This window comes from Micromonospora sp. NBC_00362, assembly GCF_026342155.1.
Lineage (GTDB): Bacteria > Actinomycetota > Actinomycetes > Mycobacteriales > Micromonosporaceae > Micromonospora > Micromonospora hortensis.
Map to the genome: position 1 here is coordinate 1,506,188 of NZ_JAPENH010000001.1, position 26,476 is coordinate 1,532,663.

A 26,476-nucleotide genomic window follows, 5' to 3' on the forward strand; every position below is an offset into this window, starting at 1 on the left:
GAGAATGGTGGGATGCCCGACCAGCTGTTGACCATCGAGACAACCCGGCTCGCCGCCGGGAACGTCCGACTCCGGCTGACCGGCGAGCTCGACTACGACAGCGCGCCCGAGCTGATCGCCGCAGCGGCCGAGCTGCGCGGCGACGACGACGCCCCGGTTCTCGTCGACCTGACCGGGGTGACCCTCTGCGACTCCTCCGGGCTCAGCGCGCTGCTGGTGGTGCACCGCGCCGCCGGGGCGATCCGCCTGACCGGGGTCAGCCCTCAGCTTCAGCGGATGCTGGACCGCACGGGCCTGAGTGAGTTGCTGGCCGAGGCGTACGCCGACGACGACGTGCGCGCCGTCGGCTGACCCGTAGGGCCACCCCCGGGGAAGCGAGACGGGGTGGCCCCCGACCCTGGGACCTGGGGTCGGGGGCCGGAGGAATGTCTAGGGTGCCGTCATCGGCTGGAGCCGGGGGCCGTCCTCACGCAGCTCGCCGATCGGGGTCGGGTCCACGTCCTCGGGCTCTCCCGAATCGGGCGTCTGGTACAGGTAGCGGACGAACTGCCCACCCGCCTCGTTGTCGTCCGCGCCGGGCCACTGACCGATGCAGTCCATCCCGATCACCTCGCGGCCCGTTCCGTCGGCCTCCTCCAGCAGCGCCCACAGGCTCACCGGGTAACACCTGGTGATCTCGGGTGTGAGCTGCCAGCGGGCGTACCAGCCGGGTCGGGCGGGGACAATCTCGACAACTTCCTTCATGACGACCTTCCTTCCGCGTACCTCGGAAGAACTCCGGTCCTGACCCGATCGTGCGGCCCAGGTGGGTGAGCACCCCTCACCCCCGCCGGATGAAGCGTGGCGCGGGCCGCTCCGACCCGGCCGGCGGGCTCCGTTTCCTTCTCCGGGACGGCGGGAAGGCGACTCGCGCAGCCACGATCCCCAGCGGAAGGGATGCCAGCATGCGCAAGCAGATGGAGGGCGACAACCAGAGGCGTCGGGCACTGGCCCGGCAGGCCCGGGAACAGAATCGCCAGCCCAGTGAGATCGGCGCCAGCCTGAGCGCGTCAAAGCAGCTCACGAGCCTCGATGCGGGTAAGCGGGCCGGCCCGCCGGCGGCTGGAGCGCGCAAGTCGGACACCACGCGCGGGGGGCCGGCACCGCCGCCGGTCGGTAGCGCCGACAACCCGCGACCGCAGCCGTCCCCGCCGAGCGGTGCGGCCGGTGTGACCAGCATGGGTTACCACGACCTGGTCGACGAGGTCCGTCGTCGCGCCGGGGTCGACTTCAAGACCGCCAAGGTGGGCACCGAGGCGACCGTTCTGGTCCTCGCGTTCGCCCTGGAGGCCGCCGAGCGGCAGCGGCTGCTCGCCGCGGTGCCGGCGTCGCTGCACGACGTGCTGCCGGTCGACGGCATCGAACGGCACCAGGACCTGCCCGGGTTCCTGGCCGAGGTGGGCCGGATCAGCGGCAACACCCCGGAGCAGGCCCGGTACCAGGCCGAGGCGACGATCGCCGCGCTCGCCGAGCAGGACGGCGACCTGGTCGAGTCGTTGCACGTACCCGACGGGTTGCGCGACCTGCTGAACCCGCCGGAGGCCGGCGGCGGCCTGGTGGGCGCCTCCACCACCACACCCACGCTGGACGCCAACGAGATCAGCGCGGCGCTGGACGACCTGCCCTACTGGGCCGGCGACAGCCAGGGCCTCTACCGGGTGGTAGCGCTGCCGCCCGACAACCTGGACCGTGTGCTCGCCCGCCTTGACCGGCTGCGCCAGGACAACGGCCGCGGCCCGAGCATCGGGCGTCCGGGCGACACCGCCGCCGTGTTGACAGTCCGGACCAGCCAGGCCAACGGGGTCACCGCGCTCGACGTGGACCTCGCCCGCCAGATCGACGACGCGATCGACGAGGTGGGAGCCGGGATGGCCGGCGGCTGACCGGCCAGCACGACATCGGCGGGCCGGCGGGCCGGGGGCGACCCCGCTCCGCCGGCCCGTCCGCCGTGCCGGGTGCACAGTGGGCTCGGCTAGCGTGCCGGACATGAATCGCGCCGCCGACCGGCTGGAGCTGGTCGCCGACCCGGTCCGCCGGACCGGGCGGACACTGCTGTCCGCCGGCGTCGAGCAGTCGTACGTGGATGTCGAGGATCCCCGGCACCTGCACTTCGAGTACGTCCGGCGGATCGCCTCGGCGGTGGAGGTGGCGGCCCCGGCCGGCGCCCCGCTGAACGTCCTGCACCTGGGTGGTGGCGCGTTGACGCTGCCCCGCTGGCTGGCCGCCACCCGGCCCGGCTCCCCGCAACGGGTCGTCGAGCGGGACGCGGCGGTGGTCGAGCTGGTGGCCCGGGAGTTGCCGCCGCTGCCGCCGGAGGTGCGGGTGGAGGTCGCCGATGCCCGCGACGCTCTGACCGGCGCCCCGGACGGCCGGTACGACCTGGTGATCGCCGACATCTACCGCGCGGCCCGGATGCCCCGGCACGTGCGCACTGTCGAGTTCGCCGCCGAGGTGGCCCGCGTCCTGCGGCCCGACGGGTCGTACCTGGTCAACGTCACCGACCTGCCGCCGCTGGTCGGTACCCGGGTGCAGGTGGCGACCTTGCGGGCGGTCTTCGCCGACGTGTGCGTGGTCGGCGACCGGCGGATGTTGCGCGGCCGCAGGTACGGCAACCTGGTGCTGGCCGCGACCTCCCGCCCCGGTGGGCTTCCGGTGGCCCGGCTGGCGGTGGCCGCCCTGCGCGACCCGGTGCCCGGCGGGCTGCTGCACGCCGCCGCGCTCGACACGTTCGTCGCCGGTGCCCGCCCGGTCACCGACGCGGACGACAAATCCCGCCACTGATCACCGTTGTGCCCGCAATGCCGGGTTTCCGACGGCGGGCGCGGGGAAGGCCGGTCGGATGAGCGACGTCGACGATCGGGCGACCGGCCGCCGCACTCTGATCGTGATCGGTCTGGTGCTGGCCACCGCGCTCGCGCTGGGGTTCGTGTACGCGACCCGGCGGGTGCTGGTCTGGGCGGTGGTGGCCGCGTTCTTCGCCGTCGCGCTCAAACCCCTCGTCGACCGGCTGCAACGTCGCTTCGTCCGGCGTCGGGCGCTGGCCACCCTGCTGGTGTTCCTCGCCGCGTTCGTGCTGCTGGCGATCCTGGCGGCGCTCATCCTGGTGCCGTTGTTCGGAGAGTTGGGCCGCTTCGCCGACCGGGCACCCGAACTGCTGCGGGAGGCCCGCGCCGGACGGGGCCCGGTGGGGCAGGCGTTGGAGCGCACCGGGGCACGTCGCTACGTCAGCGAGCACTCCGAGCAACTGCGCGACCTCGGCAGCCGGCTGCGCCAACCAGCTGTCGGTGTGCTGCGCGGCGTCGTCGAGTCGGTCGCCGGGCTGGTCACTGTCATCGTGCTCGCGTACCTCATGGTGTTGGAGTCGCCGCGGATCACCCGCGGCCTACTCGCGGCGGCCGGGGACGGCCAGGGCGAGCGGCTGCGCCGGGTGGGCCGGGAGGTGTCGCGTACCGTCACCGGCTATCTCACCGGGAACCTGCTGATCAGCGTGATCTGCGGGGCGTTGACCTTCGTGGTGCTGACCCTCACCGGGGTGCCCTTCGCGGCGGTGATCGCCCTGCTGGTGGCGGTGGCCGACCTGATACCGCTGGTCGGGGCGACCCTCGGCGCGGTGATCGCGGCCGGTGCCGGTTTCCTGCACTCCCCCACCGCCGGGGTGGTGGTGCTGGTCTTCTTCGTGGTCTACCAACAGGTGGAAAATCACCTGCTCCAGCCGCTCATCCTCTCCCGCGCGGTCCGGCTGAACCCGTTGACGGTGCTGGTCAGTGTGCTGCTCGCGGCGGAGCTGGCCGGTCTGCTCGGCGCGCTGCTGGCCATCCCCGCCGCCGGCATCATCCAGACCCTGCTGCGCGAGTACGGCCCGCGCCGGCTGCGGCCCGCCCCACCGGCCGCGCGGGCCGCGCGGCCGGCCGGCTCCACCGACTGACCGTCGCGGCTGGCCTGCTCTTGCGACGACCTGGCCGGGCGGGCCGCCCTGCTCCCGACGACCTGGCCGGTGCCCGCTCAGCGGGACCGGGTCGCGACCTCGGGTGTGGTGCTCTCCAGCGGCACCGCGTTGGCCGGCACCAGCCCCAACTGGACCGCCGACCGGGTCAACGCGGCGTCCAACGCCCAGTCGGCGCTGACCCGCGTGCGGTTACCCGGCATCGCCATCAGGTGGTACGCCCGGGTGACCGCCTTGGCCGGCAGCCCAGCGAGGTTGATCTGCAACGGGTTCGCCGCCGCGTCCTTGCCGCCCAGGTCGACGACCCAGCCCAGGTCGTGGTGCTTGTACGGCTTGCGGCGGCCGAAACCGTACGACGCGGCGATGTTGTACGCCGCGCGCTTGCCCTGCCGCTGCGCGTGCTGGGCGGTCATCCCGCAGACCTTGCCCGGATTGACGAGGTCGGGCACCGCGGCGGCGTCACCGCAGGCAAAGACCTCTGGATAGCCGGGAACGTTGAGGAACTCGTCGGTGACCAGTCGACCCCGGTCGGTCCGCAGGCCCAGCTCGTTGACGAACGGGTCGGGGCGCACCCCCACACACCACACCAGGGTGCAGGTCGGCACGTACTCGCCGTCGGTGAGCTTCACCCCGTCGCACGTCGCCTCGGCCACCGAGGTACCCATCCGCACGTCCACCCCACGCCGGTTGAGCACCTTGTGCGAGGTGTCCGACATCCGCTTGTCCAACTCCGGCAGCACCCGGGACGCCACGTCGAGCAGCATCCAGCGGGGTCGGACGGTGAGCCGGGGCCGCTGGGCGTGCAACGCGTCGGTGAACAGTTGCCCGTGCGCCGCGACCTCGGTGCCGGTGTAGCCCGCCCCGACCACAACGAACGTGGACCGGGCCTTCTGCTCGGCCGGGTCCTCGGCCTGCTCGGCCAGCTCGATCTGCCGGACGATGTGATCATGCAGGTAGACGGCCTCGGGCAGGCCGCGGAAGCCATGCGCGTACTCGGTCACCCCTGGGATGGGCAGCAGCTTGTTGACGCTGCCCACGGCGAGCACCAACCGGTCGTACGCCAGCCGGTTCTTCTCCCCCTCGGCCTGGGTGAAGCCGACCCAGCGGTTCTGCAGGTCGACGTGGTCGGCCTCGCCGACCACCACCCGTACGCCCTTGAGCGTCCCGGTCAGCGGCACGGCGATCCGTTTGGGCTCGACCACCCCGGCCGCCACCTCGGGCAGCAGCGGCAGGTACAGGAAGTAGTCGGTGGAGTTCAGCACCACGATCTCGGCCCGATCCCGGGCGATCCGGCTCAACGTCTTCGCCGCGTGGTAACCGGCGAACCCGGCCCCCACGATCACCACACGAGGTTTCGTCATTGCGCGCCGTTTCCCGTCGAAGCCCGCGACAAACGTCCTACGCGCCAGCCGTGCTCAGCTGGGCTGAAGCCGGACGTGGCCGCTGCGACCGATCGCCTCCAACTCCCACTGTTGGCCGAACGCCCGGACCCGCTCGGCGGTGATCCGGCCCAGTTCCTCCGGGACGTCCGGATCGAGGACCAGCCGGCCGTTGACCGGGTTGACGCCGAGCATGGCGCGGATCAGGGCCAGCGGTGTGCCGGCCGCCCACGCCTGCGGGCTGCACGCGGTCGGATAGGGCACGGCGAAGAGTAGTCGCTCCCGATCGAACCCGCTGAGCGCCTCCGGCAGCCGGTGACCGAACTGTTCGGCCGCCTCAATCATCGCCAGGCTGATCCGGTTCGATTCGGCCCGGTAGCCGTACCGGGCCAGGCCGAGCGCGGCGATGGAGTTGTCGTGCGGCCAGACCGTGCCCAGGTGGTACCCGAGGGCGTTGTAGAGCCGCTCCTCCCGCGACAGCGTGCGAATGCCCCAACCGGAGAACATCTCCGGCGACATGAGTTGACGCACCACCGCGTCGGCCCGCTCCGGTGGCACGATTCCGCTCCACAGCAGGTGACCCATGTTGGAGGTCTTGGAGTCGACACGGTTCTTGTCGCCGTCCAGGGCGACCGCGTAGTAGCCGCCCCGGTCCTCGATCCAGAAGTCCTGGTTGAACCGCTCGTGCAGGGTGTTGGCCTCGTCGCGCAGCCGGCGCGCCAAGGTGGGATTGTCCAACGGACCGTCGAACAACTCGGCCAGTCGCATCTTGGCGTCGTAGGTGTAGCCCTGCAGGTCGCAGGTGGCCAGCGGGAGCACCGGAATTCGACCGTCGGCGAAGACGACGCCGTCCGGAGAGTCCCGCCAGCACTGGTTGCCCAGCCCCTCGGGCGAACGGGTCGCGTACTCGACGTAGCCGTCGCCGTCCCGGTCGCCGTACTCGTCGATCCAGCGCAACGCGGCCACCGCGTTGTCCCGCAGGTGCCGGACGGTGTCGTCGTCGCCCGTCCAGCGCCAGTACTCGGAGAGCAGGACCAACCAGAGCTGGGTGGCGTCGGCGCTGCCGTAGTACGGCCCGAACGGTTTCTCGCCGCTGCGGGTCAGCTCGCCGCTGCGCACCTCGTGCAGGATCTTGCCGGGCTCCTCGTCGGTGAAGTCGTCGCACGTCTCACCCTGGAGCCGGGCCAGGGCGAGCAGGGTGCCCTTCGCCAGCGCGGGCCCGGCGACCAGCGTCTGGTACGCGGTGATCAGGGTGTCCCGTCCGAAGACGGCGAGGAACCAGGGCAGTCCGGCGCCGGGGAGGAGAATCCGCTGGCCCTTGACCTCCAGGTCGAGCCGCAACGCCGCCAGGTCGTTGCGGGACTGCCGCACGGTGTGCTCCAACGCCGCGTTGTCACTGCGCAGCACCGCCCGGTCCTCCAGCCATCGGCGCAGCGGGTCGTCGGCTCGGCCGTGGATGACGTCGGCGATGTCGCCCCGGACCGGCTCCACCACCCCCATCCCGGGTGGCAACGGCACGTGCAGGTCGACCTTCCACTCCTCGCGAGGGCCCAGCTCCAGGTCCCACACCAGGTCGTCGCCCTCGATGCGGTCGGCCGGGGTCGCGCAACACACCCGGGTCTGCGCGGAGAAGTCACCACGTTGATAGGAGAAGCACAGCTCGGACCCGTCGGCGGCGTGGTCGCGGCTGATCTCGGCGGAGCGGTCCCGGACCCTCGACTTGACCTCGAACAGGTCGGCGAAGTCGGCGGCGACGGCCAGCCGCAGCTCCACCCGGACCGGCTCCAGCCGGAAGGAGACCAGTTCCACGCGCTCGTGAAACCCGTCGCCGACGTAGCGCAGGCGCCTCAGGCCCAGCGTGTTCGGCGGCAGTCCGGGCAGCTCCGGGTTGGTGAGCACGTACTGCGCCGAGTAGTGGTCGATCGTCTCGGCGCGCAGCACCAGCAGCTCGCCGCCGTTGACGGTCAGGCTCCAACCGCTGATCAGGCGGGTGTCCAGGTGGACGAGCCCACCGATGCTGCCCGTCGGCACGTCCCCGCACGCGTTGGAGTACAGGAACGTGGGCCCGCTGAGCACCGCTAGCGAGTCGGGGCCCAACTCGGGCGGGATGGCCCGCTGGTCGGCGCTGTCCGCCTCCGCGACGGACAGACCGGGGAAGGGGTTGGCAGGGGTCGCGCGAACGGCAGCCATGCACCCACCGTAGGAAGCAGGGTACGGGGCGTCATCACCCGGTCCGGGTGAAAGGTCCGGTGCTCGAACTAACGAGATCGCAACCCGTGTGTCGGCAACTCGCCGGCGGGGCCAGGGCGTGCCGGCAACGTCGGATCTTGGAACCAGGCCAAGGACTCAGCCTTCCAGGTAGGCGAGTACCGCCAGGATGCGGCGGTTGTCGTCCTCGGAGGGCTTGAGACCGAGCTTGGTGAAGATGTTGTTGCTGTGTTTGCTGACGGTTTTCTCGGTGACGAACATCCGGGCGGCGATCGCAGCGTTCGAGCGGCCCTGCGCCATCAGGGTGAGGACCTCATGCTCGCGTGGGCTCAGCTCCAGGAGCTTGGGGTCGGTGGAGCGGTGGGTGAGTAGCGCACTCACCACGTCGGGGTCCATAACGGTGCTGCCGGTAGCGACCTGCCGGACACTGGCGACGAATTGGTCGACGTCCGTAACCCGGTCCTTCAACAGGTAGCCCACCGCGCCCGCGCGATCTGACATCAGCTCCCTGGCGTAGATCTGCTCGACATACTGCGATAGCACCATGATGGGCAGCCCTGGGATCTGGCGACGGGCCTCGATCGCGCACCGCAGCCCCTCGTCGGTGAAGGTCGGCGGCAACCGCACGTCGACGATGGCGACGTCGGGGCGGTGCGTCGTCAGCGACCGGATCAGCGCGGGGCCGTTGTCAACGGCTTCCACGACCTCGAATGAGTTGGCCCGCAGGATCCTGATCAGGCCCTCGCGGAGCAGCGCGAGGTCCTCGGCTATCACGATACGCACGGCAGCGACATCCTCACCTCGGTAGGTCCGCCCGGCGGGCTGTCAACGGTCAGCGTGCCGTCGAAGGCCGCCAGGCGACGGACGATGCCACGCAGGCCCGTGCCGGAATCCATCGAAGCACCCCCACGGCCGTCGTCGGACACCAGCATCGTCAGTTCCCCGGCAGCGCCGCCCCGGTGGGGTGCGAACTCCACGGTGATCCGGATCTGCTGGGCCTGGGCGTGCTTGATGGCGTTCGACAGGGCCTCGGCGACGGCGAAGTAGGCCGCTGACTCGATCGGGGCCGGCAGCCGTCCGGGTAGGCGAGTCACCACAGTGGTCGGGATCGGATTGACCAGGGCCAAGGCCTTGAGTGCGCCATCCAGGCCACGGTCGGCCAGTACCGGCGGATGGATGCCTCGTACCAGGTCGCGCAGCTCGGTGAGCGCGGTGGAGGTCGACTCGCGGGCCTCGGCCAGCAACTGCTGGACGGCCTGCGGATCGGTGGGCAGTAACTGTTCGGCCAAGCCCAGGCTCATACCCAGCGACACCAGCCGGGCCTGCGCGCCGTCGTGCAGGTCGCGTTCGATTCGGCGCAGTTCACCGGCCTGGGTGTCGACGGTCTCAGCTCGCGAGGTCGCCAACTGTTGGACGCGAGCCCGCAGGCGCGCCTGTTCGGTGGGGCCGAGCAGAGCGCGGATCACCCGAGCGTTGAGGTTCGCGAGGCGCACCGCAGTGACGTACCAGAGCAGAAGGAAAACCGGACCGAGCGGTACCAGCCCGAACGACTGCGCGACGCTGTGCAGCCGGAAGCCCTCCCCCATCGGAGTGCGGAACACCTGAGAAGGCGTCAGCTGATAGATCAGCGGATAGATCAGGTATACGACTCCGAAGGCGAAGAACAGCAGCGACAGTCCGCAACTCAACCAAATGGTGATCGAGTTGACCACCAACCAGATCCAGTCCCGCCACGTCGCCGGGTCGCGCAGGATCGTCCAGAGCCGCACCGGCCACCCGGCGTCCGGCGTCGGCTGATAGGGCCGGGCGGGCACCGGTTCGCCGAGCCGGTCGGCGGCCCACTGGCGATGCTGGTCGGCGAACCAGCGCACCAGTACGGTCGCGAGCAGGGTCAGTGGGATTCCGGCGCCAAGCGCGGCGATCGATATCGAGGTGATCCAGAGTGTGGCCAGCACGGCACCGACGGCCGCGCCCGGCAGCAGCACCAGCGACCAGCCCAGCAGGCTCATCCGCTGCGCCAGGGCGGTTCCGCTGTTATCGGTCATCTCGTTCCCTCATTGCGCATCGTGCCGAACAGCCGGGGTGGTGATTCATGGTGGCCGGCGATCCGCGCTTCCCCACGTCGGTGTCCCCCACGTCGCGTGGGATCCAGCGACCGTGGTGTCCGTCCGTGGTCCACGGAGGCTCGCATCGCCGATCGGCGGCTCGATCGATCGACACCCGCACACACGCTACCCATCGCGTCAGCAGTTCCGGCCCGCTCCCCGAATCTCGACCACCACCTCGCCGTCATCGGGGATCCGGACCGTGTGGCTTGTCGCGCTCGCCTACGGCGCTGCCCCGGTCAACCAGGCTCGCCGGTCCTGTCAGCCGTCGGCCCTTACTTGAGGGTGGCGGTCATCTGTTCGATTTCCTTGAGCACCAGGGCTGGCTTGTCCTGGGGAACGTCGTGCGAGCTTCCCTCGGCGATGACGAGTGTGCGGTCGGGCCCCGCCTTGGTGAACGCCGCTGCCGCGTCGCGCCAGGCCTGAGCGTCCTGCGGAGATCCATCAAAGGGTGTCTTGTCCGACACGATATAGATGACGGGAACGCCGTCGGGCCAGGAGACCTTGTGGTACGCCTGGTGCGTGGGACCGAAGTTGTCGGCCGTGGCGATGAGCTGGCGGTTCGCCTTCGTCGACGGCGCCTTCTTGAGCTCTTCGATCTGCGGCGTGGTCAGCGCGACGAGGCGTTGGGTCTGGGTGTCGGTGAAGAATTGCGGAACGTTGGCATCGATGAGCACCGCCCCGGAGACAACGCCGGGGTTCGCGAGGACGAAGTAGTGGGCCACCTCTCCTGCCTGCGAGTGGCCCGCGAGGACCACGTTCTGGGTGACGCCGAGTTCACGCAGACCGGCCTGCAGGTCGGAGGCGGCGGCCTTGGGATCCCATGGGCCCTTCACCTCCTCGCTGGCGCCCAGACCGGCCCGGTCGTAGGTGATGATCTGCGATCCGGTGGCCTGCGACAGCTGCGGCACCAGGGCATCCCAGTACGAGGAGTCCTCGCCACCGCCGGCGTCCAGGACGATGGTGGGAGAACTTCCGGGCGTGACGTGGAAGGCAAGCTGATGCCCGTTGTTGGCGATCATATGCAAGCCCGCTGCGGGGGCCGCATTTGCCGGACCGGCCGCGCTTGTCGAGGTCGAGGGAACCGCGGCTACCGAACTGGCCGTGGGCGCGGCCTTCGGCGCGGCCGAGCCATCACATCCGGCGACTGCCGCAATCACTGCGAGGGGAAGGACGAGGGCCAGGGTGGCCCGATCGAACCGGGAGATCTTCTGCGTGGTCATGGAAATGAGCTTCCACGGTTGCTGGATCTTGCTCGATCCTGCTACCTCCCAGTCGGGTTGGGAGTTACCCCTACCCTCGCCAGGGGCACATCAGAACCCGTCAGGCAGGTGCCCGGTCCGGGTCGAGCGCACCAGCGCCCGCCGCACTGGCGTGCTCAGGCCGGGGTTGGTGCGGTGATCGCCCAGCGCTCGTGGTCGCGCCAGGCGCCGTCGATGAACAGGTAGTCCGGGGAGAAACCCTCCAACCGGAAACCCAACTTGCGGGCCACCCGCCGCGACGGCTCGTTGCCCGGTTGGATGTTCGCCTCCAGCCGGTGCAACCCGACCGAGGTGAACGCGTGGTCGATCACCAGGGAGACGCCCGCCGAGGCGTGCCCGGTCCCGCTGTACGGCAGGAACGCCGCGTACCCCAGGTAGCCACCACGCAGCGCGCCGAGCACGATCCCGCTGATGTTCACGTAGCCGGCGATCTCGCCGCTGGCCCGGTCGCAGATCAGGTAGCCGGCGCTGTCGCGGCGACGGATCCGGCGCAGATAGAGCTCGTACTCCTCCGGGCTGGCCGGCGCGGCCAACCAGGGGTGGTGCAGGTCCCGACTGCGCCGCGAGGCGGCGACGAACTCGTCCGAGTCGGTGGGCCGGGGTCGCCGGATCGCGGCAGGACCACCGGTACGCAGGTATCTCACGGCGGATCACTCTGACCGACCGGTGCCGCTGTTGTCCAACCGGCCGCCGCGTGCCCGTAGCGGCGCGGGCTAGCGGGACGTCAGCAGGCTGAACTCCTGGCCGTCGGGGTCGGCCAGCACGACTCGGCCTGCCCCCTCCTGGTCGGTGTCGACCCGGGTCGCCCCGAGCGAGAGCAGACGGTCGACCTCTGCCTGCCAATCGACGCCGACAGCCGGAGCGAGGTCGAGACGCACCCGATCCCTGCCTCCGTTCGGCATGTACGGCGGACCGCCCCAGGAAATCTTCGTGCCTCCGAGCGGTGACTGGATCGCGGTCTCCTCGTCCTGGTCCCAGACCAGCGGCCACCCCAGCGCCCGGCTCCAGAAATAGCCAACCTTCTGTGACCCGTCGCTGGCCAGCGCACCGACGAAGCCGCAGCCGGCGAGGAACCTGTTACCCGGTGCGATGACGTCGAACTCGTTGCCCTCCGGGTCGGCCAGCACCACATGATCGATCTCCGGGCCCTGGCCGATGTCCGCGTGCCGCGCGCCGAGTTCCAGTGCCCTGGCCACCGTCTGCCGCTGATCCTCCAGCGAACTGCTGGTCAGATCGAAGTGCATCCGATTCTGGACCACCTTCGGCTGCTGGTTCGCGGCGAAGCGGATGTGGAACTCGTTGTCGTTGGTGGGCAGGAGCAGGACGCCCTCGTGCGGATCGTCGGCGATGTTCCGCCCCAGGAGCCCGGCCCAGAACTGCGCGAGCCGCAGAGGCTCGCTCGCGTCGAAACTGATCGCGAACAGGTGTGCAGTCATCGCTGCGCTCATCTCCCATCGACCGGACGCCATGACAGCCGTCGGAGCGGGAGCCTAGAGGTGTGCCAGGTCGACCGCACCCGAGTTTCGGCGGGTCATCCTCGATAGGGCGGGGCGACACCCCAGCCCCAGCGCGGGACCGGCGCCTGCCGGATCGGGTCCGCGTCCGGCTGAGAATTGCCCACCGCCAAGCGGGTGCCCCACTCCAGGTAGCTCGCGAAGGCGGCGCGAAACTCCGGATCGCCGGGTAGACCAACCTCGTCGGCAGCGTCCATCATCAGGTTGACCCACCGCCGACGCTGCGCCTCGCTGATCGCCCTGCCCAGGTGCTGGCCGAGCATGTGGCGGTAGCCGCCGTGCTCCATCGTGTAGGTGGCCGGTCCACCGAAGACCTCGGCAAGCCATACCGCTACATGCCGGGGGTGGTCGGGGTGCATCTGCGCGAACATCGGCGCGAGCAGGTCGTCGGAGCGGACCAGGCGGTAGAAGGCCTCGCAGAGCCTCATGAACGCGTCGGAGCCGCCGGCCCACTCGTACAAGCTCGGCGGCGCGGCGCCACCGGGGCCGGCAACCGACGTTCGGGCGTAGTGCCGCATCTCCTGGATGTCCTCGACGTACGGCTTGATCGCGGCGAAGAACTGCCCGAACACCGGGCCACCCCGGAACCCTTTCCGGTGCTCGTCCGCCGACGTCCAGGTGATGCGCAGCAGGTAGCAGGCGGGGTCGTCCAGGCAGCGGCTCAACTCGTAGTCCACACACTGCGGCGCGGCGCGTAACGCGCTGGCGGCCCGCTCGTACGCCGCCTCGAAACCGTCCAGCCGTTCCTGCGGGACGCGGTACCTGATGTACTCGATCACCATGGCTACAGCTGAACACCCGCATCGGTGATGATCAAGTACGCACCTTTTGGTACGTGCCGAGGGAGGCCACGATGCCCAAGCGATACCACTGCCCGGTGGAGCTCGCCGTCGACGTTGTCGGCGGAAAATGGCGACCGGTGATCCTGGCCCATCTCAAGGAGGGCGTCCACCGCTATGGCGAGCTGCGCCGCCGGATGCCAGGGGTCAGCGAGAAGATGCTGACGCAGCGTCTGCGCGAGTTGGAGGCCGACGGGCTCGTCCTGCGGCACGACCACGAGACCACACCACCCCACGTCGAGTACCGGCTCACCGAGGAAGGCCTCAGCCTGGCCCCGGTGTTGCAGGCCCTGTACGACTGGGGCGCCGCGCGGGCCGCACGTACCGGTACCGCCATCGACGAACCCTCCGCTGCCTGATTCGACGCGCCGCACGCGGCCCGGCAGCAGTGGAAAGATCGTCGTCGGGACGTACGGCGTTGTGATCCACTGGCCCGGTGAGCCGAACCCCCTCGATCCCCCCGGCCGACGTCGACGAGCGACTGTCGCGGGAGCTGAACGTCTGGCTGTGCACGGTGCGGCGCGACGGGTCCCCGCACCTGACGCCGGTCTGGTTCGTCTACCTCTCGGCGACGTTCTGGGTCGGTTGCGAGAGTCGCAGCGTCAAGGTCCGCAACGTCGTGGCCGACCCACGGGTGTCAGTGGCCTTGGAGAGCGGCGACGCCCCAGTGGTGGCGGAGGGTGACGCCCACGTGCACCGAAGTGGATTCCCCAGCACCGTCGTCGAGGCGTTCGCGCGCAAGTACGACGGCTGGGACGTCGGCCGGCAGGTCGGCCCGGACGGCGAGCGGGCGCTGCTGGAGATCCCCGTCCGACGGTGGCTGTTCGCGGGCACCGCCCAGTGAGCCGTCGATGCGAGAATCGGCCGGTGGAGCACGAGCTGACGACGGCCCTGGCGGGCGTACGGGACGCGTTCGCCCGGTATCCGCGCCGTGCGGTGCTCGACGGCTGCCCACACTGCCGGGGTTCGGTGCTGGTCGACGAGCACGACCTGTTCTCACTGACCATCAGCCTCGGCAACACGGTCGGTGGCCGGGCGGACGTGAAGGCCCTACTCCCCGTACTCCTTGAGCGCCTGCTCGGGTCCGACGACCTGGAACCGGTCATCGTCCTGGGCAAACTACCCCGTCAGGAGTGGCGCACCTGGCCGCGGGTCGAGCAGGAGGCCGTCGACGCGTACCTCGACGCCGTGTGGCGGTCGTTGTTGGCGGATCACCCGTCGCGGCTCGGGTCGTTCACCGATCCGACGGACTTCCTCGACGCGGCTCACGCGGCCGGCGAGCCCGTCGAACGATTCCTCGACGTCTGGGACGCCACGGTCACCCCGTCGGCGGACCGGCACCTGGCCGAGATGGTCAGCAGACTCAACTTCACGAGTCAGAAGCCGAGCGCCCTGGGCGACTGGTTACGCCGAGAAGCGACCCGCGACCGCCTGCACCGCGCGTGGGAACGTGACTACGACGCACCGTGGGCCGACGACCTCGCCCGGGCCTACGACCTCCTCCGTGTCTGAACTGGCGTGCCGCCTCGACTGCGAGAGCCGGCGAACCATGGCGCCAGCCACGGGCTGAGCGCGACGAGACCAACGGCAAGGGCGGTGATGGCGGCCTGCCCGGTCCGGCCCGGGGTGACACCGGCCGCCGGGTCCAGCACGTAGTTGGCGTACCCGTTCGCGGCCGCGTCCGTCACCAGCACCACGCAGCCCAGCACGAGCCCCTGCATCCGGCGAGCGGCCAACAGCAGCGCCGCCAACGGATCGGCCAGGGTCAGGGACGTGAAGTAGAACGTCAGCCACCCGGGCAGGGCGAGCTGCGGCCCGAACTGGGGCAGGAGCAACTGCACCACGTGCACCCCGGTGCCGTAGACGAAGACCAGCACGGCCACCGCCACCACGCACCGGACCGCGAGCGGCACACCACGCCATCGACCAGTGCTCATCCGGCCATGTTGCCTCAGCCGGGCAAGCGTTCCGTCAGAGCGGGCCGGGGAACGTCTGTTCCATCGGCATCGGCACCTGGAGGTAGGTGGTGCCGCGCATGTCCAGCCAGGCCCGGTCCGGCCCGCGCACCAGGCGCACCATCACCTCCTCGCAGGAGGGGCAGCGGGCGACGAGGCCCGGAGCGTTCGAGTAGACGTGCAGGCTGGCCATGGAGCCGGTCGTCCCGCAGTTCTCACAGCGGCCCATCGCGCTGCTCAGGTCGACGGTGAACAGCTCACGCATCGGGCCGTCGAGCATGTTGCCGTCCAGGTACGACATCTCGGTCATCGAATTCTCCTCGGCACTGCGTGAGCGAGCGGGTGGTCAGCCGGTGGGGCCGAAGCGTTCGGTCTTGACGCGACGCGACGGGTGACCCAGGCCCACCAGCAGGTCGGCCACGGTCTCCACGAACGCTGTCGGACCGCAGACGTAGGTGAGTGGTTCCAGGTCCGGCGGCCACCCGTGCGTGTTGACGTCGGCCAGCCCGATCCGGTGCGGCTCACCGCGCCAGCCCTCGGGCGCCTCGCGGGTGTAGACGTACGCGACGTCCAGCCCGAAGTCGTCGCGGACCCGGCGGCGCAGCTCGTCGGCGTAGATCACGTCGCCGGGGGTGCGCACCGAGTAGATCAGCCGGAACGGCGCCTTGCTGCCCACCGCCCGACGGGCCCGGATCATCGCCATCAGCGGCACGATGCCGGAGCCGCCCGCGACGAGTTGCACCGGCGCGGTCTCCTCGGGCCGCCAGATGAACCAGCCACCGAGCGGTCCGCGGACCTCCACCGGGTCGCCGCCGCCAAAGACATCAATGAGGTACGGCGACACCTCGCCGTCGTGCACCCGCTGCACTGTCACCTCGATGCGCGGGCCTCCGGGCCCGTCCACGGCCGGCCCGGCGATCGAGTACGACCGGGCCGCCTGGTAGCCGTCCGGGGCGGTGAGCCGCAGGTCGACGTGCTGCCCGGGCAGGTGCCCCGGCCAGTCCGGCACCTCCAGCACCAGGGTCTGCGCGGTGGATGTCTCCACCCGGCGCTCCACCAGGCGGCCAACCTGCCAACGGTTCGGCGTCCGACGCTGGGTGCTCGTCGCCGCTGCGCGCTCAGTCACCCTGGTACCGCTGTTCGCGCCACGGGTCGCCGTAGTCGTGGTACCCGGCGGTCTCCCAGAACCCCGGCTCGTCCATCGTCTTGAGCCGGAGGCCGCGCACCCACTTGGCGGACTTCCAGAAGTACAGGTGCGGCACCAGCAGTCGCGCCGGCCCGCCGTGCTCGGCGGGCAGCGGGGCGCCGTCGAAGGTGTGCACCACCCACGCCTGACCGCCCCGCAGGTCGTCGAGCGGCAGGTTGGTGGTGTACCCGCCGTAGGAGTGCGCCAGCGCGAAGTGCGCCCCCGTGTCGACGTCGGCGAGCAGCGTGTCCAGTGAGACGCCCTGCCAGTTGGTGCCCAGCTTGGACCAGCGGGTGACGCAGTGGATGTCCACCATCGGCGTCTCCTGCGGCAGGGCCATCAGCTCCTGCCACGACCAGCGGTGTTCGCTGCCGTTCTCGGCGGAGATGACGAACTCCCAGGTGTCCAGTGACACCCGGGGCGTCGGGCCGGCCGAGAGCACCGGAAAGTCCTCGGTCAGATACTGACCGGGTGGCAGGGCCGGCTCCTGCGTTCGGGGCCGACCCTGAAAGCCCGGTGACACGATTCCCATTGCACAGTCGTACCACCCGCGCCGGTGGGGGCGGAAGCTTTCCCGCGTACCGTGTCGTCAGCCGGCGCGGCGCGGTCAGTGCCGCTCCGCGACGACCTTGCGGTCCTCGGGGAGGTCGCCACCGCGGGTGGCGCGCAGGCTGGTCACCGTGACCACCACCAGCACACCGATGATCACGCCAAGCGAGGCCAGGGTGGGGATCTGCGGCACGCTGTCCCAGATGCCGTGCGCCCAGTGCAGACCCAGCTTGAGGCCGATGAACGCCAGGATGACGGCCAGGCCGTAGCTGAGGTGCACCAGCCGGCTCAGCGCCGCGTGCAGGACGAAGTAGAGCGCCCGCAGGCCGAGCAGGGCGAACGCGTTGGTGGCGAACACCAGGTACGGGTCCTCGGTGATGCCGTAGACCGCCGGCACCGAGTCGACAGCGAAGACGATGTCGGTGGCCAGCACCGCGACCACCACCAGGGCGAACGGCGTGAGTGCCCGCTTCGCGCCCTGCCGGACGGTCATCTTGGTGCCGTGGTAGTCGTCGACCACCGGCATGACCTTGCGCAGCAGCTTCACCGACCGCATCTTGTTGATGTCGACTTCCTGCTGATGCCCGGACATGGCATCACGCAGCAGCTTCACCGCGGTGGCGATGAGGATGATCGCGAAGAGCAGGAAGGCGAAGTCGAGGGTCTGCAACGCCGCCGCGCCGAGGGCGATGAAGACGGCCCGCAGCACCAGCGCGCCGGCGATGCCGTAGAGCAGCACCCGCTGGGCGAGCACCGCCGGCACCGCGAACGCCGCCAACAGCAACATGAAGACGAAGAGGTTGTCGACCGAGAGCGACTTTTCCACCAGGTAACCGGTCAGGTATTCAACGCCCTGCTGGGAGCCGAATCGCCACCAGATCCAGCCGCCGAACGCCAGCGGCAGCGCTATGTAGAAGGCCGACCAGCCGATGGCCTCCCGCATGGACACCTCGTGCGGGCGACGGGTGACCAGGAAGTCCAGCACCAACAGCAGGAGGACCCCGATGATGGTGACCGCCCACAGCGTGGGCGTGCCCACCGACGACAGGTCACTGGCGGCAGACAGATACGACACTTGACTCATGTGGGGTCTCCTCGAACACCGTCATGTTCGAGGTCTCCTTCACCCACCACCTGGTGGGCAACCACCCGAGGCGCGCCGGGCGCGCCGTACTGACCGGAATGGTTCGTGGGAAGTACTCCCCTCGCACGACAAGGTTAGGCCAGGCGGAATCGCCGCGCCAAGCGGGACATCGATGGTTGCCCTGGTAAACCGCTGTGTGTGCCCGGTGCGAGTGCTGTCAGCCGCGGCGCAACGTCGCGCCCGGGGCCATCGCCTGCTCGACCAGGCCCCGATAGTCGCGTGGCAGTTGGGTCACCACGTCATCGAACTCACCGCCGGTGATCGCCTCGCGCAGGGTGGTGAAGACCGCTCGACCGGCGTCCTCCGCGGCGGGCTCCGGCACACCGGCGCGCAACGCGACCCGGGCGACGAACTCCGCCGCGCCGAACCGGTCCGCCTGCTCGGTGCTCGGGCTCGGTTTGAGTACCAGTTGCAGCGGTTGGGGCAACTGGGCGGCCAGGTCCAGGACCTCGCCGCCGGTCAACCGCTCGGCGAATGTCTCCAACACGGCCCGGGTCAGCTCGACCGCCCGCTCGGACGACGTGGCGGTGCGCTGGGAAACCTGGTCGATGAAGGTGTCGTAGTTCATCGCGTACTCCCTTGGACTCGCGTCGGCGCCTGCGGGTACCCGCGGTGGCCCAGGAGAAACGGCGCCGGAATCCTGCACCGGGCGGGCGTGACCGGCCGGCGGGCGGGTAACCGCCGCCGGTCGTCACCACATCGATGCCCGAGGGAGCCCACGCCATGGCGAGCTACGCCGACGTCCTGCAGTACCTGTCGAGCCTGGATTACCCGGCCGAGAAGGACGACGTGGTCCGCGAGGCCGAACGGGAGGGTGCCCCACCGGACGTGCTGAAGGCGCTGCGCGCCCTGCCGCCGGTCGACTACGCCAACGGGACCGAGGTGGCCCGGTCGGCCGGGATCGAGGCGGCGCCCGAGGTCGGCCCCGCCCAGCGGGCCGAGCAGGCCCGGGACAAGAAGCACAACCGGGTCTCACAGCACCTGCGCGGCATCTGACCCGGCGGTGGCGCCCACCACCCCGACCCGGGAGCGTCCCGAATGACCCAGACCGGTCCCGACCGGCCAGCGGACGTGCGTTTCCCGGCTGCGAAGCAGCTCGCCGTCGTGGCGGTGGTCGGCGTCATCGCCGGCTGCGTCTTCGCGCTGCTGTTGCCACTGCCGCTCGCCGCGCTGGCCGGCTGGGACGTGGGCGCGCTGAGCTGGCTCGTGCTGGTCTGGCACAAGATCTGGCCGATGGACGCCGAGCGGACCGCCCAACTGGCCGTCCACGAGGACCCGAACCGGGCGATCCGGGACGCCCTGCTGCTCGTCGCCTGCCTGGCCAGCCTGCTGGCCGTCGGGTTGGTCGTGGCCAGCGCACAGAGCGCGCCCCCCGGGATGGCCCGTGAGCTGCACAGCGGCGTGGGCGTGCTCAGCGTGGTGCTCTCCTGGTTCGTGGTGCACACCGTGTTCGCCGCCCGGTACGCCCGGATCTACTACACCGGCCCAGACGGCGGGGTGAACTTCAACCAGCCCGAACCGCCGCGCTACTCCGACTTCGCGTACGTCGCGTTCACCATCGGGACGACGTTCCAGATCTCCGACACCAACCTGACCAGCAACGAGATGCGTCGTACGGTGCTGCGCCACTCGATGGTGTCGTACCTGTTCGGCGCGTTCATCATCGCCGTGACCGTGAACCTGCTGGCGGGTCTGGCGCGGTGACGGCTATTGACGCCGCAGGCCCCGCAGTCCCCCGGAGCGCGACACGGGGGGAGCCGATCGAAGGGCCGGGACAGGCGGGCGCCCCTGGTCACGAACCGCGACCTAGGGCGCCACGCAAGCCTGCCCAGGCGGTGAACCGCATCCGAACCGGTCGCGGTCACCAGGCGGTGGAGGTCCGCTCGAACCGAGCGGCCAGCACTGCCGGGTCCAACCATACGGCAGAACATCCTCCGTTTGGTCAGAATTTGGGGAAGTGTGGGCCAGGGCACGTCACGGCCGACCGGTCACCTCCGCGTACCGATGCTCCAGGTCGACCCGGGCCAACGCCCCCACCAGCCAGGCCAACTGCTCGGACTCGCCAGTGGCCAGGCCGGCCAGGTCGTCCGCCGACCTGCCCAGCCCGAGCCGACGCGCGGCGGCCAGCGCCCGCCGATCGGCAACCGGGGCCACCTCCCGCCACAACGCCTGCGCCTCGCGGAGAAACAGGACGACGACCTGATCGTCCACGCCCGGAAGCGCGGCCAGCAGCGCCCGCTCCCGGACCGGGTCGTGGCGCGCCACCGCCCGCAGCCGGCGCAGATCACCCCGATACCGCTCGATCACCGTCCGAGCCAGGTCACCCAGCACCGCGGCCAGCGCGTCCACGTCACCGCGCTGGCCGCTGGCGCGCAGCACCCGGACCCGATCCTCGTGCAGCGAACGCGCCAGCCGGGCCGCGCTGTCCCACCCCTCGTCGCGCAACGCCCGCGCTCCGTCCAACGCCCGCCGGAAGTCACCACGACGGGCCAGCAGCACCGACAGGTACAACACCTGGAACAGGCTCGCCGGGTTGTTTGTCACCCGGAACCCGTACTGCTCGGCGAAGCCACGCCCGCTACCGGCGAGCCGGCGCGCCAGACGTTTACGGTCCTCCACCGGATTGATCAGACTGGTCGCCATGCCGGCGACTACCCGCGTCGGCGGCCAGCCACACACCGGCCGCACGTGCCCGTCAGCCGTGCAGGCCGCCGGTGCGGTCGCGGGCCTTGAGGCGGGTCGTGGGCAGGGCGGGTGCCGGCAGCGGCGGCGCCGAATCGTCGGCGACCACACCGAAGCGCCCGTCGCCGGCCATCCAGTCCTCCCGGGCGGCGGCGATCTCCTCGTGCGACCGACCCACGAAGTTCCACCACATCACCAACGGCTCCTCGAACGGCGTACCGCCCAGCAACAGCAGCCGGGCCCCGGCCCCGCCCCGCACTGTCAGCTCCCGGCGGCCCGAGCCCAGATAGAGCAGCGCCCCCGGCTCGAACCCGACCCCGGCCGCCTCCGCGGACCCGGACATCGCCAACACGGCGTACTCGAAATCGGGCCGCAACGCCATCGTCGCCGGCGCCTCGCCGCGCAGCTCCAACTGCACCCCCACCAGCGGGGTGTGCACCACCGCCGGTGACCGCTCCCCGGCGAACTCGCCGACCAGCACTGTGACGTCCAGATCGCCGTCCCGCCAGCGAGGCAGGTCGGCGTGGTGCGCGAAGTCGGCCGCTCCGGCCCGCGCCGGGTCCGGCAGCGCCACCCAGAGCTGCACGCCGTGCATCACCGGCGGATGGGTGGCCGGCGAGCGCTCCGAATGGGCGATGCCGTTCCCGGAGGTCATCACGTTCAGTTGACCGGGCACGATCGGCTGCACGTTGCCGAGGCTGTCCCGGTGCAGAATCTCGCCGTCGAGCAGCCAGGTCACCGTCTGCAACCCGGTGTGCGGGTGCGGCGGCACCTCCATGCCGGGCCGCTGCGCCACATCGTCCGGGCCGAAATGATCCACGAAACACCACGCGCCAACCATCCGGCGGGCACGCTGCGGAAGCAGCCGCCGCACCGTGGTGTACCGACCCAACGGCACGTCGTGGCCGGGCAACAACACACTCCCGGGATCGACGTCGGCCACGCCAGGCGGTCGGGTCTGCGCCAGCATTGATTCAGTACGCTCCACCGCCCGACTGTACGCGCACGCCCATTCGCGACCGCTGTGCTTTCAAGCGGGACGGGCGGGGTTCACCAGCGCGTGGTTCTCACGGCCGGTTGGCCCGGCGTGGGTTTACCGGTTGCTGGAGGAGACCAGCACGCTGTTGGCGCCGGCGACCAGGTCCAGGTACAGGCGCTCCGCCGACCGGTCCCACCCCGGCGTACCCAGCACCGAGCCCGCAGCCACCCCATCCCAGCGGTCGCCGCGTACCACCACCGAGCCGGCACCGGCTCCCGCCCGCACCCGTACCGGAGTCGCCCCCGGGACCCGGACGTCGAGCTGGCTGGTGCCACCGGTGAGTCGTACGGTCAGGATGCTGGAGGGCAGGTCTGAGCGCGGGCCGGTGGGGTTGCCGGTGCCGGTGCCGGCGGCGGTGATCGGTGGCAGGAGAATCTCGGTACGGCTGGAACCTCCGGCGAGTTCCACCCCCAGCAGCCGAGCCCCGGTCAGGTCCAACACCTGACTGCTCACCCCGCCAACGAGGTGGAGGCGCCAGGCGACCCGCTCGTTGAGCAACACCCGCACGGCCCGTGGCCCGCGCGTCCCGGACTCCACGAGGTCGAGCCGCACGGTCTCCCCCCGCACCGACGGTCGGCCCGCCACACCCGAGCCGGCCGGGGTACTGATCCGGTACAGGTCATCGCCCAACTCGGCCACCCGCAGCTCGAACGAGGACAGCCCATCCGCGAGCACGAAGGTGCCCTTCTGCCAACCCGCCAGCGGCGCTGTCAACGGTCGCTCGGCAGCAGCACCCGCACCACCGCGGCGACCCTCAGCCGCGTCCGGGTCGACGACGCCACCTGGGCGGGCGCCGTCACCGGGGTCGGTGCTGTCGGGGCGAGTGCCGTCGGGGCGAGTGCCGTCGGGGCGAGTGCCGTCGGATTGCCCGGAGTAGGTCATGCCAAGGTGGTCGGGATCGGCGACGATCACGGCCACCGCTGCCGCACCCAGGAGCAACACGACGGCGGCAGCCGCCACCAACAGGCGAGCGCCGGTGGACCACCGCCGCGGTGTGGCCTTACCGGACGGTTCCGGCTCTGACTCCGGTTCGCGATCCGCGCCGTACCCCACTGCGGCCATGCCTCTTCCCTCCGCCGGTCCCCGCCCAGGGGTACGTACCCGCCGGCCGATCGGATCACTCGGCGCCGATCACGTCACTCCGCTACGTCGCCACCGTAGATCTTGGACATTTTCCGTTCCGCGCGAACGGAAACTGTCCAAGATCTACGGACACCCGCCAATTCAGACGACGTCATCTGCTCCCGGAGTGTGCAAGGCGGCGTCCCCAGCCCGATGACCAACGACCAACGGCCCCGTGGCCCAGCGGTCGGCGGTCGGCGGTCGGCGGTCGGCGGTCGGCGACGCGGTCGGCGGTCGGTGAACGTTGGCGGCGACTGGTGTACGGCGAACGGCTAGAGCAGACAGGCCGCTGGCCGGCACCCCGGGTTGCGGGTGCCGGCCAACAGTCGGTGTCGTGCGGTGGTGCTGAGGCGCAGTGCTTCTGCGGTGGTGCTGTGACGCGGGTCAGCTGTTCCAGTACTGACCAACCAGGTCAGCGGCCTGCTGCTCCCACTGGGCGTAGGCGTCCGGGTACGCCGACACCTGCACCGTCTGCGCGGCGTCGGTCAAGGCCATGTCCTGCCACCCGTCGACCTGCTTCAAACCCTTGAGGAACGCGGTCGTGGAGTACTCAGGGTCGGTGATCTGCTCCGGCGTACCCCAACCCGAGCTCGGCCGCTGCTGGAACAGGCCCAGCGAGTCGTGGTCGTTCATGTCACCCAGGTGACCCAGGTTCTCCAGCTTCGACTCCTGCAGGCTCGTCGCGATCGAGATGACCGCGGCCCGCTCCGGCAGACCAGCCTTCTTCGTGGCGGCGATGATCGCCTTCACGTTCGCGGTCTGCTCGTCATTCAGGCTGATCCGGGACTGGTCGCCCTGGGTCCCGTGCGGGATCAGCTTGCTGGTGTCGGGCTTGTCGGCCTGCACCGCAACTGCGACGGGCTTGGCGTCGACCGGGTTTGCCACGTGGGCGATGGGGCCGGCGAAGACACCACCGGCGAACGCGAGACCAGCAACGGACAGAACGCTCTTACGCATGATCGTGTTCATGGGGGTAGCTCCTTCGGGGGTAGGACACCCAACCGCCAAGGGGGACGGCGGCCGGGTGTGAGCACCTCGTCCGGCGCTGCACTAACAAGGAAAAAGTCTGGAGGGCGTCGAGGTCGGCGACCTGCCGAGCGGGGGCTCGTGGCGCCGGGTCCCTGTGTAACGACCGGGGGGCCGGGGTCATTCCGGGGTTGGCCCACCTGCCGGCACCCTCATCGTGGCGGTGCCTGCGGTCGTTCGTGGGGACTGTAACGACCGGGTGGAGGCTGGCATTCCAACCTGCGCGACCAGCCTTCAGGGGTCGGGCGGTCGGTGGTGCTGCGATCGTCAGGGTATGTAACGACCCCGGCCCGGCCATGATTCCGGCCCCCGAGTGCGCCCGGCCACACCCCACAAACACCCGCCGACGGCCAAACCGACCCACACGGCAGCCGGCCACGGCGTCCAACCGGCCCGCACCGGGTGATCCACTCGCCTTCACGGAAGTCGGGGCATCCCGGATTCCCGGACACCCCGACTTCCTGAAGCCCGAGTCGATCACGAATGAAAGCGACCGGGGCATACCACCCAATGCCGGCAAAGTTCTCAGAGAGGCCCGGCAGGCGACCGCCGGGAAGGGGACGGCAACAGCCGGACGCCAGGGGCGGTTATTGGCCCGTCAGGCGGGAGCGCACTTTTGCGGCGCAGGCGTCCAGAGTCGTCTGCGCGTCCAGGCCGAGGCTTTCGATGGCCACCAACGCGGTGAAGGCGACGTCGGCCAACTCCGCCGCGACGTCCTCGCGGGTGTGGGTGACACCCTTGCGCGGATTCTGCCCAAGCAGGCCGATCCAGGCAGCCGAAGCCTCCCCCGCTTCCTCGGTGAGCTTGAGGATGCGGCAGGTCAGTTCGGTCTGCCCGGTGCCGTTCGCCGCGTCCAGCCAGCCGCGCGACGCTCGGGCCGCCTCCCAGATCGACTCGTCCACGACGACCAGTCAACCCGATCGGCCCACCGGCCCGAACGACCGGGTATGACTGGACCAGCCTGTTGACTGGCGGATCAGCGAAGCCATTGACACTGGTCGACGGCAGTTCTAGGTTCAGGACGCTACCGGCCGGTAGGCAACCGTCCCGCTGGTCGCCCCCGGGCGACGACCGTCCGATGGGGAGCATCGATGCTGTCCACACCCGTTCGTACCCTCCGCCGCCTGCTGGCCGCCGCCGCGACGCTGACCCTCGCGGTCGGGTTGGCCGGTGTCGCGCCGGCCAGCGCCACCGGTCGCGACGCGAGGGGCGGCGAGCCGCTGCCCGGCTACACCATCGAGAATCCGCCGTTGGCGCCGCTGGTCGTGGGTGGCAAGCCGACGGTGGTACGCCAGGGCGTGCACCGCCACGCCGGGTACATCATCGAGGTCCCCGCCCGGTGGAACGGCGACCTGGTGTTGTGGGCGCACGGCTACCGCGGCCAGGGCACCGTGCTCTCGCCGGAACCGCCGGCCTTCGGGCTGCGCCAGCGCCTTCTGGAGCAGGGGTACGCCTGGGCGTCGTCCTCGTACGACCGCAACGGCTTCGACATCCGCTCCGGGGTGCTGGGGACGAAGGATCTCGCCGACCACTTCGGGCGGACTGTCCGCCGACCGCAGCACACCTACGTCGCCGGGGTGTCGATGGGTGGGTACGTCATCGGTCGTTCGCTGGAGCAGTACCCCGGCTTCTACGACGGCGCGATGCCGATGTGCGGTGTGCTCGGTGATCAGACGTTGCTCGACTTCTACCTGGACTACAACCTGGTCGCGCAGGCGCTCGCCGGGGTGCCGGCCCATCCCACGCCGGCTGACTATCTGACCAACGCGGTGCCCCGCATCCAGGTGGCGCTCGGCCTGGCCGGGCTGACCCCCACCGGGCCGGACACCACAACGGAGCGGGGCAAGCAGCTGCGGGCGATCACGGTGAACCGTTCCGGCGGGCCGCGTCCGGGCGCCGAGGCCGCGTTCGCGGTCTGGAAGGACTTCCTCTTCTCGATCAGCGTGCCCACCGGGAGCGGCAACTCCCCCGCCCAGCGACCCGGTCAGCTGTCCACCAACCTGCTCACCCGCTACGCCCCGAACAGCCCGGTGAACGTCAACGCGACAGTGCAGCGGGTCGCCCCGGAGAACGTCGTGCAGCGGCTCCTGCCGACGCTGACCGAGGTGCCGCGGATCGCCGGTCGGCCCACCGCGCCGGTGCTCAGCCTGCACGGTCTCGGCGACCTGTTCGTTCCGTTCAGCATGGAGCAGGCGTACGCCACCGACGTGGCGCGCAACGGTCGCGGCAAGCTGGTGGTTCAGCGGGCCATCCGGGCCACGCAGCACTGCGAGTTCACCCCGGCGGAGGCCGGCGCCGCCTGGGACGACCTGGTGTCCTGGGTACGCACCGGCAAGCGCCCGGCCGGCGATACCGTGACCGACCCGGCGGTGGTGGCCCGAGCCGACTACGGCTGCCGGTTCAGCGACCGGGACGCGTACGCGGCCGGGGTCGGCACCCGCCGCCTCTACCCGGCCTGCTGAGGTACGCGGACACGAAGAACCG

At 70.5% G+C, this 26,476-nt stretch carries 30 protein-coding genes; 10 read left to right on the forward strand and 20 right to left on the reverse strand.

Annotated features, from left to right (window positions below):
- Nucleotides 1–12: 12 nt before the first annotated feature.
- Entirely contained in the window at nucleotides 13–351 is a 339-nt protein-coding gene (locus OG992_RS06870; RefSeq protein WP_266302710.1) for an STAS domain-containing protein, read from the forward strand.
- A 78-nt stretch (nucleotides 352–429) separates the two neighbouring features.
- Here OG992_RS06870 and OG992_RS06875 read toward each other — a convergent pair whose 3' ends face one another.
- Nucleotides 430–744, reverse strand: coding sequence for a hypothetical protein (locus OG992_RS06875; RefSeq protein WP_238682791.1), 315 nt, complete (start codon nucleotides 742–744; stop codon nucleotides 430–432).
- 200 nt (nucleotides 745–944) lie between these two features.
- Between OG992_RS06875 and OG992_RS06880 the strand changes: the two genes are divergently transcribed.
- From OG992_RS06880 to OG992_RS06890, 3 genes are all read left to right on the forward strand, one after another.
- Complete coding sequence (locus tag OG992_RS06880; protein WP_266302711.1) at nucleotides 945–1,922, forward strand: DUF2267 domain-containing protein; 978 nt, start codon at nucleotides 945–947, stop codon at nucleotides 1,920–1,922.
- Between the two features lie 103 nt (nucleotides 1,923–2,025).
- Nucleotides 2,026–2,820 (forward strand): spermidine synthase, encoded by a 795-nt coding sequence (locus OG992_RS06885; RefSeq protein WP_266302712.1) that lies wholly within the window; start codon nucleotides 2,026–2,028, stop codon nucleotides 2,818–2,820.
- Nucleotides 2,821–2,878: 58 nt separating this feature from the next.
- Nucleotides 2,879–3,964, forward strand: a complete 1,086-nt coding sequence (locus OG992_RS06890) for an AI-2E family transporter (RefSeq protein ID WP_238682788.1) — start codon at nucleotides 2,879–2,881, stop codon at nucleotides 3,962–3,964.
- Between the two features lie 77 nt (nucleotides 3,965–4,041).
- On the opposite strand, the gene OG992_RS06895 is transcribed toward OG992_RS06890, so the two are convergent.
- The 8 genes from OG992_RS06895 to OG992_RS06930 form a co-directional block, all read right to left on the reverse strand.
- On the reverse strand, nucleotides 4,042–5,343 hold the full coding sequence (locus tag OG992_RS06895; protein ID WP_266302713.1) for an NAD(P)/FAD-dependent oxidoreductase: 1,302 nt from the start codon (nucleotides 5,341–5,343) through the stop codon (nucleotides 4,042–4,044).
- 54 nt (nucleotides 5,344–5,397) lie between these two features.
- Nucleotides 5,398–7,551, reverse strand: a complete 2,154-nt coding sequence (locus tag OG992_RS06900) for a glycogen debranching N-terminal domain-containing protein (protein WP_266302714.1) — start codon at nucleotides 7,549–7,551, stop codon at nucleotides 5,398–5,400.
- Nucleotides 7,552–7,707: 156 nt separating this feature from the next.
- Nucleotides 7,708–8,352: a response regulator transcription factor gene (locus tag OG992_RS06905; RefSeq protein ID WP_238682786.1), complete on the reverse strand. Its 645-nt coding sequence runs from the start codon at nucleotides 8,350–8,352 to the stop codon at nucleotides 7,708–7,710.
- Entirely contained in the window at nucleotides 8,340–9,614 is a 1,275-nt protein-coding gene (locus tag OG992_RS06910) for a sensor histidine kinase (RefSeq protein ID WP_266302715.1), read from the reverse strand. The genes OG992_RS06905 and OG992_RS06910 overlap by 13 nt, the downstream gene beginning before the upstream one ends.
- 335 nt (nucleotides 9,615–9,949) lie before the next feature.
- On the reverse strand, nucleotides 9,950–10,897 hold the full coding sequence (locus OG992_RS06915; protein WP_266302716.1) for an alpha/beta fold hydrolase: 948 nt from the start codon (nucleotides 10,895–10,897) through the stop codon (nucleotides 9,950–9,952).
- A gap of 155 nt (nucleotides 10,898–11,052) precedes the next feature.
- Complete coding sequence (locus OG992_RS06920; protein ID WP_266302717.1) at nucleotides 11,053–11,580, reverse strand: GNAT family N-acetyltransferase; 528 nt, start codon at nucleotides 11,578–11,580, stop codon at nucleotides 11,053–11,055.
- 69 nt (nucleotides 11,581–11,649) lie between these two features.
- Complete coding sequence (locus OG992_RS06925) at nucleotides 11,650–12,372, reverse strand: VOC family protein (protein WP_266302718.1); 723 nt, start codon at nucleotides 12,370–12,372, stop codon at nucleotides 11,650–11,652.
- Nucleotides 12,373–12,467: 95 nt separating this feature from the next.
- The gene (locus OG992_RS06930; protein ID WP_266302719.1) at nucleotides 12,468–13,232 is read right to left on the reverse strand and encodes a group II truncated hemoglobin; all 765 of its coding nucleotides are present in this window, start codon (nucleotides 13,230–13,232) and stop codon (nucleotides 12,468–12,470) included.
- 71 nt (nucleotides 13,233–13,303) lie between these two features.
- On the opposite strand from OG992_RS06930, the gene OG992_RS06935 reads away from it, so the two are divergent.
- The 3 genes from OG992_RS06935 to OG992_RS06945 all read left to right on the forward strand — a co-directional run bounded on the left by OG992_RS06935 (nucleotide 13,304) and on the right by OG992_RS06945 (nucleotide 14,801).
- Nucleotides 13,304–13,648 (forward strand): helix-turn-helix domain-containing protein, encoded by a 345-nt coding sequence (locus OG992_RS06935; RefSeq protein ID WP_266302720.1) that lies wholly within the window; start codon nucleotides 13,304–13,306, stop codon nucleotides 13,646–13,648.
- Nucleotides 13,649–13,725: 77 nt separating this feature from the next.
- Entirely contained in the window at nucleotides 13,726–14,133 is a 408-nt protein-coding gene (locus OG992_RS06940; protein WP_266302721.1) for a pyridoxamine 5'-phosphate oxidase family protein, read from the forward strand.
- Between the two features lie 23 nt (nucleotides 14,134–14,156).
- Complete coding sequence (locus OG992_RS06945) at nucleotides 14,157–14,801, forward strand: hypothetical protein (protein WP_266302722.1); 645 nt, start codon at nucleotides 14,157–14,159, stop codon at nucleotides 14,799–14,801.
- Here OG992_RS06945 and OG992_RS06950 read toward each other — a convergent pair.
- The 6 genes from OG992_RS06950 to OG992_RS06975 all read right to left on the reverse strand — a co-directional run bounded on the left by OG992_RS06950 (nucleotide 14,780) and on the right by OG992_RS06975 (nucleotide 18,691).
- Nucleotides 14,780–15,226 carry a hypothetical protein gene (locus tag OG992_RS06950; RefSeq protein WP_266302723.1) on the reverse strand — a complete coding sequence of 149 codons (447 nt, stop codon included), beginning with the start codon at nucleotides 15,224–15,226 and terminating at the stop codon, nucleotides 14,780–14,782. The genes OG992_RS06945 and OG992_RS06950 overlap by 22 nt on opposite strands.
- A gap of 34 nt (nucleotides 15,227–15,260) precedes the next feature.
- Nucleotides 15,261–15,554: a DUF6510 family protein gene (locus tag OG992_RS06955; RefSeq protein WP_210785135.1), complete on the reverse strand. Its 294-nt coding sequence runs from the start codon at nucleotides 15,552–15,554 to the stop codon at nucleotides 15,261–15,263.
- A gap of 36 nt (nucleotides 15,555–15,590) precedes the next feature.
- Nucleotides 15,591–16,370 (reverse strand): ferredoxin reductase, encoded by a 780-nt coding sequence (locus OG992_RS06960; protein ID WP_266302724.1) that lies wholly within the window; start codon nucleotides 16,368–16,370, stop codon nucleotides 15,591–15,593.
- A complete protein-coding gene (locus tag OG992_RS06965; protein ID WP_091408112.1) occupies nucleotides 16,363–16,962 on the reverse strand; it encodes a sulfite oxidase-like oxidoreductase in 600 nt (199 codons plus the stop codon). The genes OG992_RS06960 and OG992_RS06965 overlap by 8 nt, the downstream gene beginning before the upstream one ends.
- A 75-nt stretch (nucleotides 16,963–17,037) precedes the next feature.
- Nucleotides 17,038–18,063, reverse strand: coding sequence for a TerC/Alx family metal homeostasis membrane protein (locus tag OG992_RS06970; protein WP_238682775.1), 1,026 nt, complete (start codon nucleotides 18,061–18,063; stop codon nucleotides 17,038–17,040).
- Between the two features lie 217 nt (nucleotides 18,064–18,280).
- Nucleotides 18,281–18,691, reverse strand: coding sequence for a DUF2267 domain-containing protein (locus tag OG992_RS06975; RefSeq protein WP_238682774.1), 411 nt, complete (start codon nucleotides 18,689–18,691; stop codon nucleotides 18,281–18,283).
- Nucleotides 18,692–18,846: 155 nt separating this feature from the next.
- Between OG992_RS06975 and OG992_RS06980 the strand changes: the two genes are divergently transcribed.
- Both OG992_RS06980 and OG992_RS06985 read left to right on the forward strand, forming a co-directional pair.
- Nucleotides 18,847–19,119, forward strand: coding sequence for a DUF2795 domain-containing protein (locus tag OG992_RS06980; RefSeq protein WP_030332551.1), 273 nt, complete (start codon nucleotides 18,847–18,849; stop codon nucleotides 19,117–19,119).
- Nucleotides 19,120–19,161: 42 nt separating this feature from the next.
- Nucleotides 19,162–19,827: a DUF1345 domain-containing protein gene (locus OG992_RS06985; protein WP_238682773.1), complete on the forward strand. Its 666-nt coding sequence runs from the start codon at nucleotides 19,162–19,164 to the stop codon at nucleotides 19,825–19,827.
- Nucleotides 19,828–20,097: 270 nt separating this feature from the next.
- Here OG992_RS06985 and OG992_RS06990 read toward each other — a convergent pair whose 3' ends face one another.
- The 5 genes from OG992_RS06990 to OG992_RS07010 form a co-directional block, all read right to left on the reverse strand.
- Nucleotides 20,098–20,766: a hypothetical protein gene (locus OG992_RS06990; RefSeq protein WP_238682772.1), complete on the reverse strand. Its 669-nt coding sequence runs from the start codon at nucleotides 20,764–20,766 to the stop codon at nucleotides 20,098–20,100.
- Nucleotides 20,767–20,818: 52 nt separating this feature from the next.
- Complete coding sequence (locus OG992_RS06995) at nucleotides 20,819–21,793, reverse strand: pirin family protein (RefSeq protein ID WP_238682771.1); 975 nt, start codon at nucleotides 21,791–21,793, stop codon at nucleotides 20,819–20,821.
- A 105-nt stretch (nucleotides 21,794–21,898) separates the two neighbouring features.
- The gene (locus OG992_RS07000; RefSeq protein ID WP_266302725.1) at nucleotides 21,899–22,906 is read right to left on the reverse strand and encodes a hypothetical protein; all 1,008 of its coding nucleotides are present in this window, start codon (nucleotides 22,904–22,906) and stop codon (nucleotides 21,899–21,901) included.
- Between the two features lie 444 nt (nucleotides 22,907–23,350).
- Nucleotides 23,351–23,935 (reverse strand): hypothetical protein, encoded by a 585-nt coding sequence (locus tag OG992_RS07005; protein WP_266302726.1) that lies wholly within the window; start codon nucleotides 23,933–23,935, stop codon nucleotides 23,351–23,353.
- Between the two features lie 644 nt (nucleotides 23,936–24,579).
- Nucleotides 24,580–24,894 (reverse strand): MazG-like family protein, encoded by a 315-nt coding sequence (locus OG992_RS07010; RefSeq protein ID WP_238682768.1) that lies wholly within the window; start codon nucleotides 24,892–24,894, stop codon nucleotides 24,580–24,582.
- A gap of 189 nt (nucleotides 24,895–25,083) precedes the next feature.
- On the opposite strand from OG992_RS07010, the gene OG992_RS07015 reads away from it, so the two are divergent.
- Nucleotides 25,084–26,454 (forward strand): S9 family peptidase, encoded by a 1,371-nt coding sequence (locus OG992_RS07015; RefSeq protein ID WP_238682767.1) that lies wholly within the window; start codon nucleotides 25,084–25,086, stop codon nucleotides 26,452–26,454.
- Nucleotides 26,455–26,476 lie beyond the last annotated feature (22 nt).

What these genes read in the sequence shown, in the direction of transcription:
- OG992_RS06870 (WP_266302710.1), top strand. Translation starts at nt 13, where the DNA reads ATGCCCGACCAGCTGTTGACCATCGAGACAACCCGGCTCGCCGCCGGG.
- OG992_RS06875 (WP_238682791.1), bottom strand. Translation starts at nt 744, where the DNA reads ATGAAGGAAGTTGTCGAGATTGTCCCCGCCCGACCCGGCTGGTACGCC.
- OG992_RS06880 (WP_266302711.1), top strand. Translation starts at nt 945, where the DNA reads ATGCGCAAGCAGATGGAGGGCGACAACCAGAGGCGTCGGGCACTGGCC.
- OG992_RS06885 (WP_266302712.1), top strand. Translation starts at nt 2,026, where the DNA reads ATGAATCGCGCCGCCGACCGGCTGGAGCTGGTCGCCGACCCGGTCCGC.
- OG992_RS06890 (WP_238682788.1), top strand. Translation starts at nt 2,879, where the DNA reads ATGAGCGACGTCGACGATCGGGCGACCGGCCGCCGCACTCTGATCGTG.
- OG992_RS06895 (WP_266302713.1), bottom strand. Translation starts at nt 5,343, where the DNA reads ATGACGAAACCTCGTGTGGTGATCGTGGGGGCCGGGTTCGCCGGTTAC.
- OG992_RS06900 (WP_266302714.1), bottom strand. Translation starts at nt 7,551, where the DNA reads ATGGCTGCCGTTCGCGCGACCCCTGCCAACCCCTTCCCCGGTCTGTCC.
- OG992_RS06910 (WP_266302715.1), bottom strand. Translation starts at nt 9,614, where the DNA reads ATGACCGATAACAGCGGAACCGCCCTGGCGCAGCGGATGAGCCTGCTG.
- OG992_RS06915 (WP_266302716.1), bottom strand. Translation starts at nt 10,897, where the DNA reads ATGACCACGCAGAAGATCTCCCGGTTCGATCGGGCCACCCTGGCCCTC.
- OG992_RS06925 (WP_266302718.1), bottom strand. Translation starts at nt 12,372, where the DNA reads ATGACTGCACACCTGTTCGCGATCAGTTTCGACGCGAGCGAGCCTCTG.
- OG992_RS06930 (WP_266302719.1), bottom strand. Translation starts at nt 13,232, where the DNA reads ATGGTGATCGAGTACATCAGGTACCGCGTCCCGCAGGAACGGCTGGAC.
- OG992_RS06935 (WP_266302720.1), top strand. Translation starts at nt 13,304, where the DNA reads ATGCCCAAGCGATACCACTGCCCGGTGGAGCTCGCCGTCGACGTTGTC.
- OG992_RS06950 (WP_266302723.1), bottom strand. Translation starts at nt 15,226, where the DNA reads ATGAGCACTGGTCGATGGCGTGGTGTGCCGCTCGCGGTCCGGTGCGTG.
- OG992_RS06955 (WP_210785135.1), bottom strand. Translation starts at nt 15,554, where the DNA reads ATGACCGAGATGTCGTACCTGGACGGCAACATGCTCGACGGCCCGATG.
- OG992_RS06965 (WP_091408112.1), bottom strand. Translation starts at nt 16,962, where the DNA reads ATGGGAATCGTGTCACCGGGCTTTCAGGGTCGGCCCCGAACGCAGGAG.
- OG992_RS06970 (WP_238682775.1), bottom strand. Translation starts at nt 18,063, where the DNA reads ATGAGTCAAGTGTCGTATCTGTCTGCCGCCAGTGACCTGTCGTCGGTG.
- OG992_RS06975 (WP_238682774.1), bottom strand. Translation starts at nt 18,691, where the DNA reads ATGAACTACGACACCTTCATCGACCAGGTTTCCCAGCGCACCGCCACG.
- OG992_RS06980 (WP_030332551.1), top strand. Translation starts at nt 18,847, where the DNA reads ATGGCGAGCTACGCCGACGTCCTGCAGTACCTGTCGAGCCTGGATTAC.
- OG992_RS06985 (WP_238682773.1), top strand. Translation starts at nt 19,162, where the DNA reads ATGACCCAGACCGGTCCCGACCGGCCAGCGGACGTGCGTTTCCCGGCT.
- OG992_RS06990 (WP_238682772.1), bottom strand. Translation starts at nt 20,766, where the DNA reads ATGGCGACCAGTCTGATCAATCCGGTGGAGGACCGTAAACGTCTGGCG.
- OG992_RS07000 (WP_266302725.1), bottom strand. Translation starts at nt 22,906, where the DNA reads ATGGCCGCAGTGGGGTACGGCGCGGATCGCGAACCGGAGTCAGAGCCG.
- OG992_RS07005 (WP_266302726.1), bottom strand. Translation starts at nt 23,935, where the DNA reads ATGAACACGATCATGCGTAAGAGCGTTCTGTCCGTTGCTGGTCTCGCG.
- OG992_RS07015 (WP_238682767.1), top strand. Translation starts at nt 25,084, where the DNA reads ATGCTGTCCACACCCGTTCGTACCCTCCGCCGCCTGCTGGCCGCCGCC.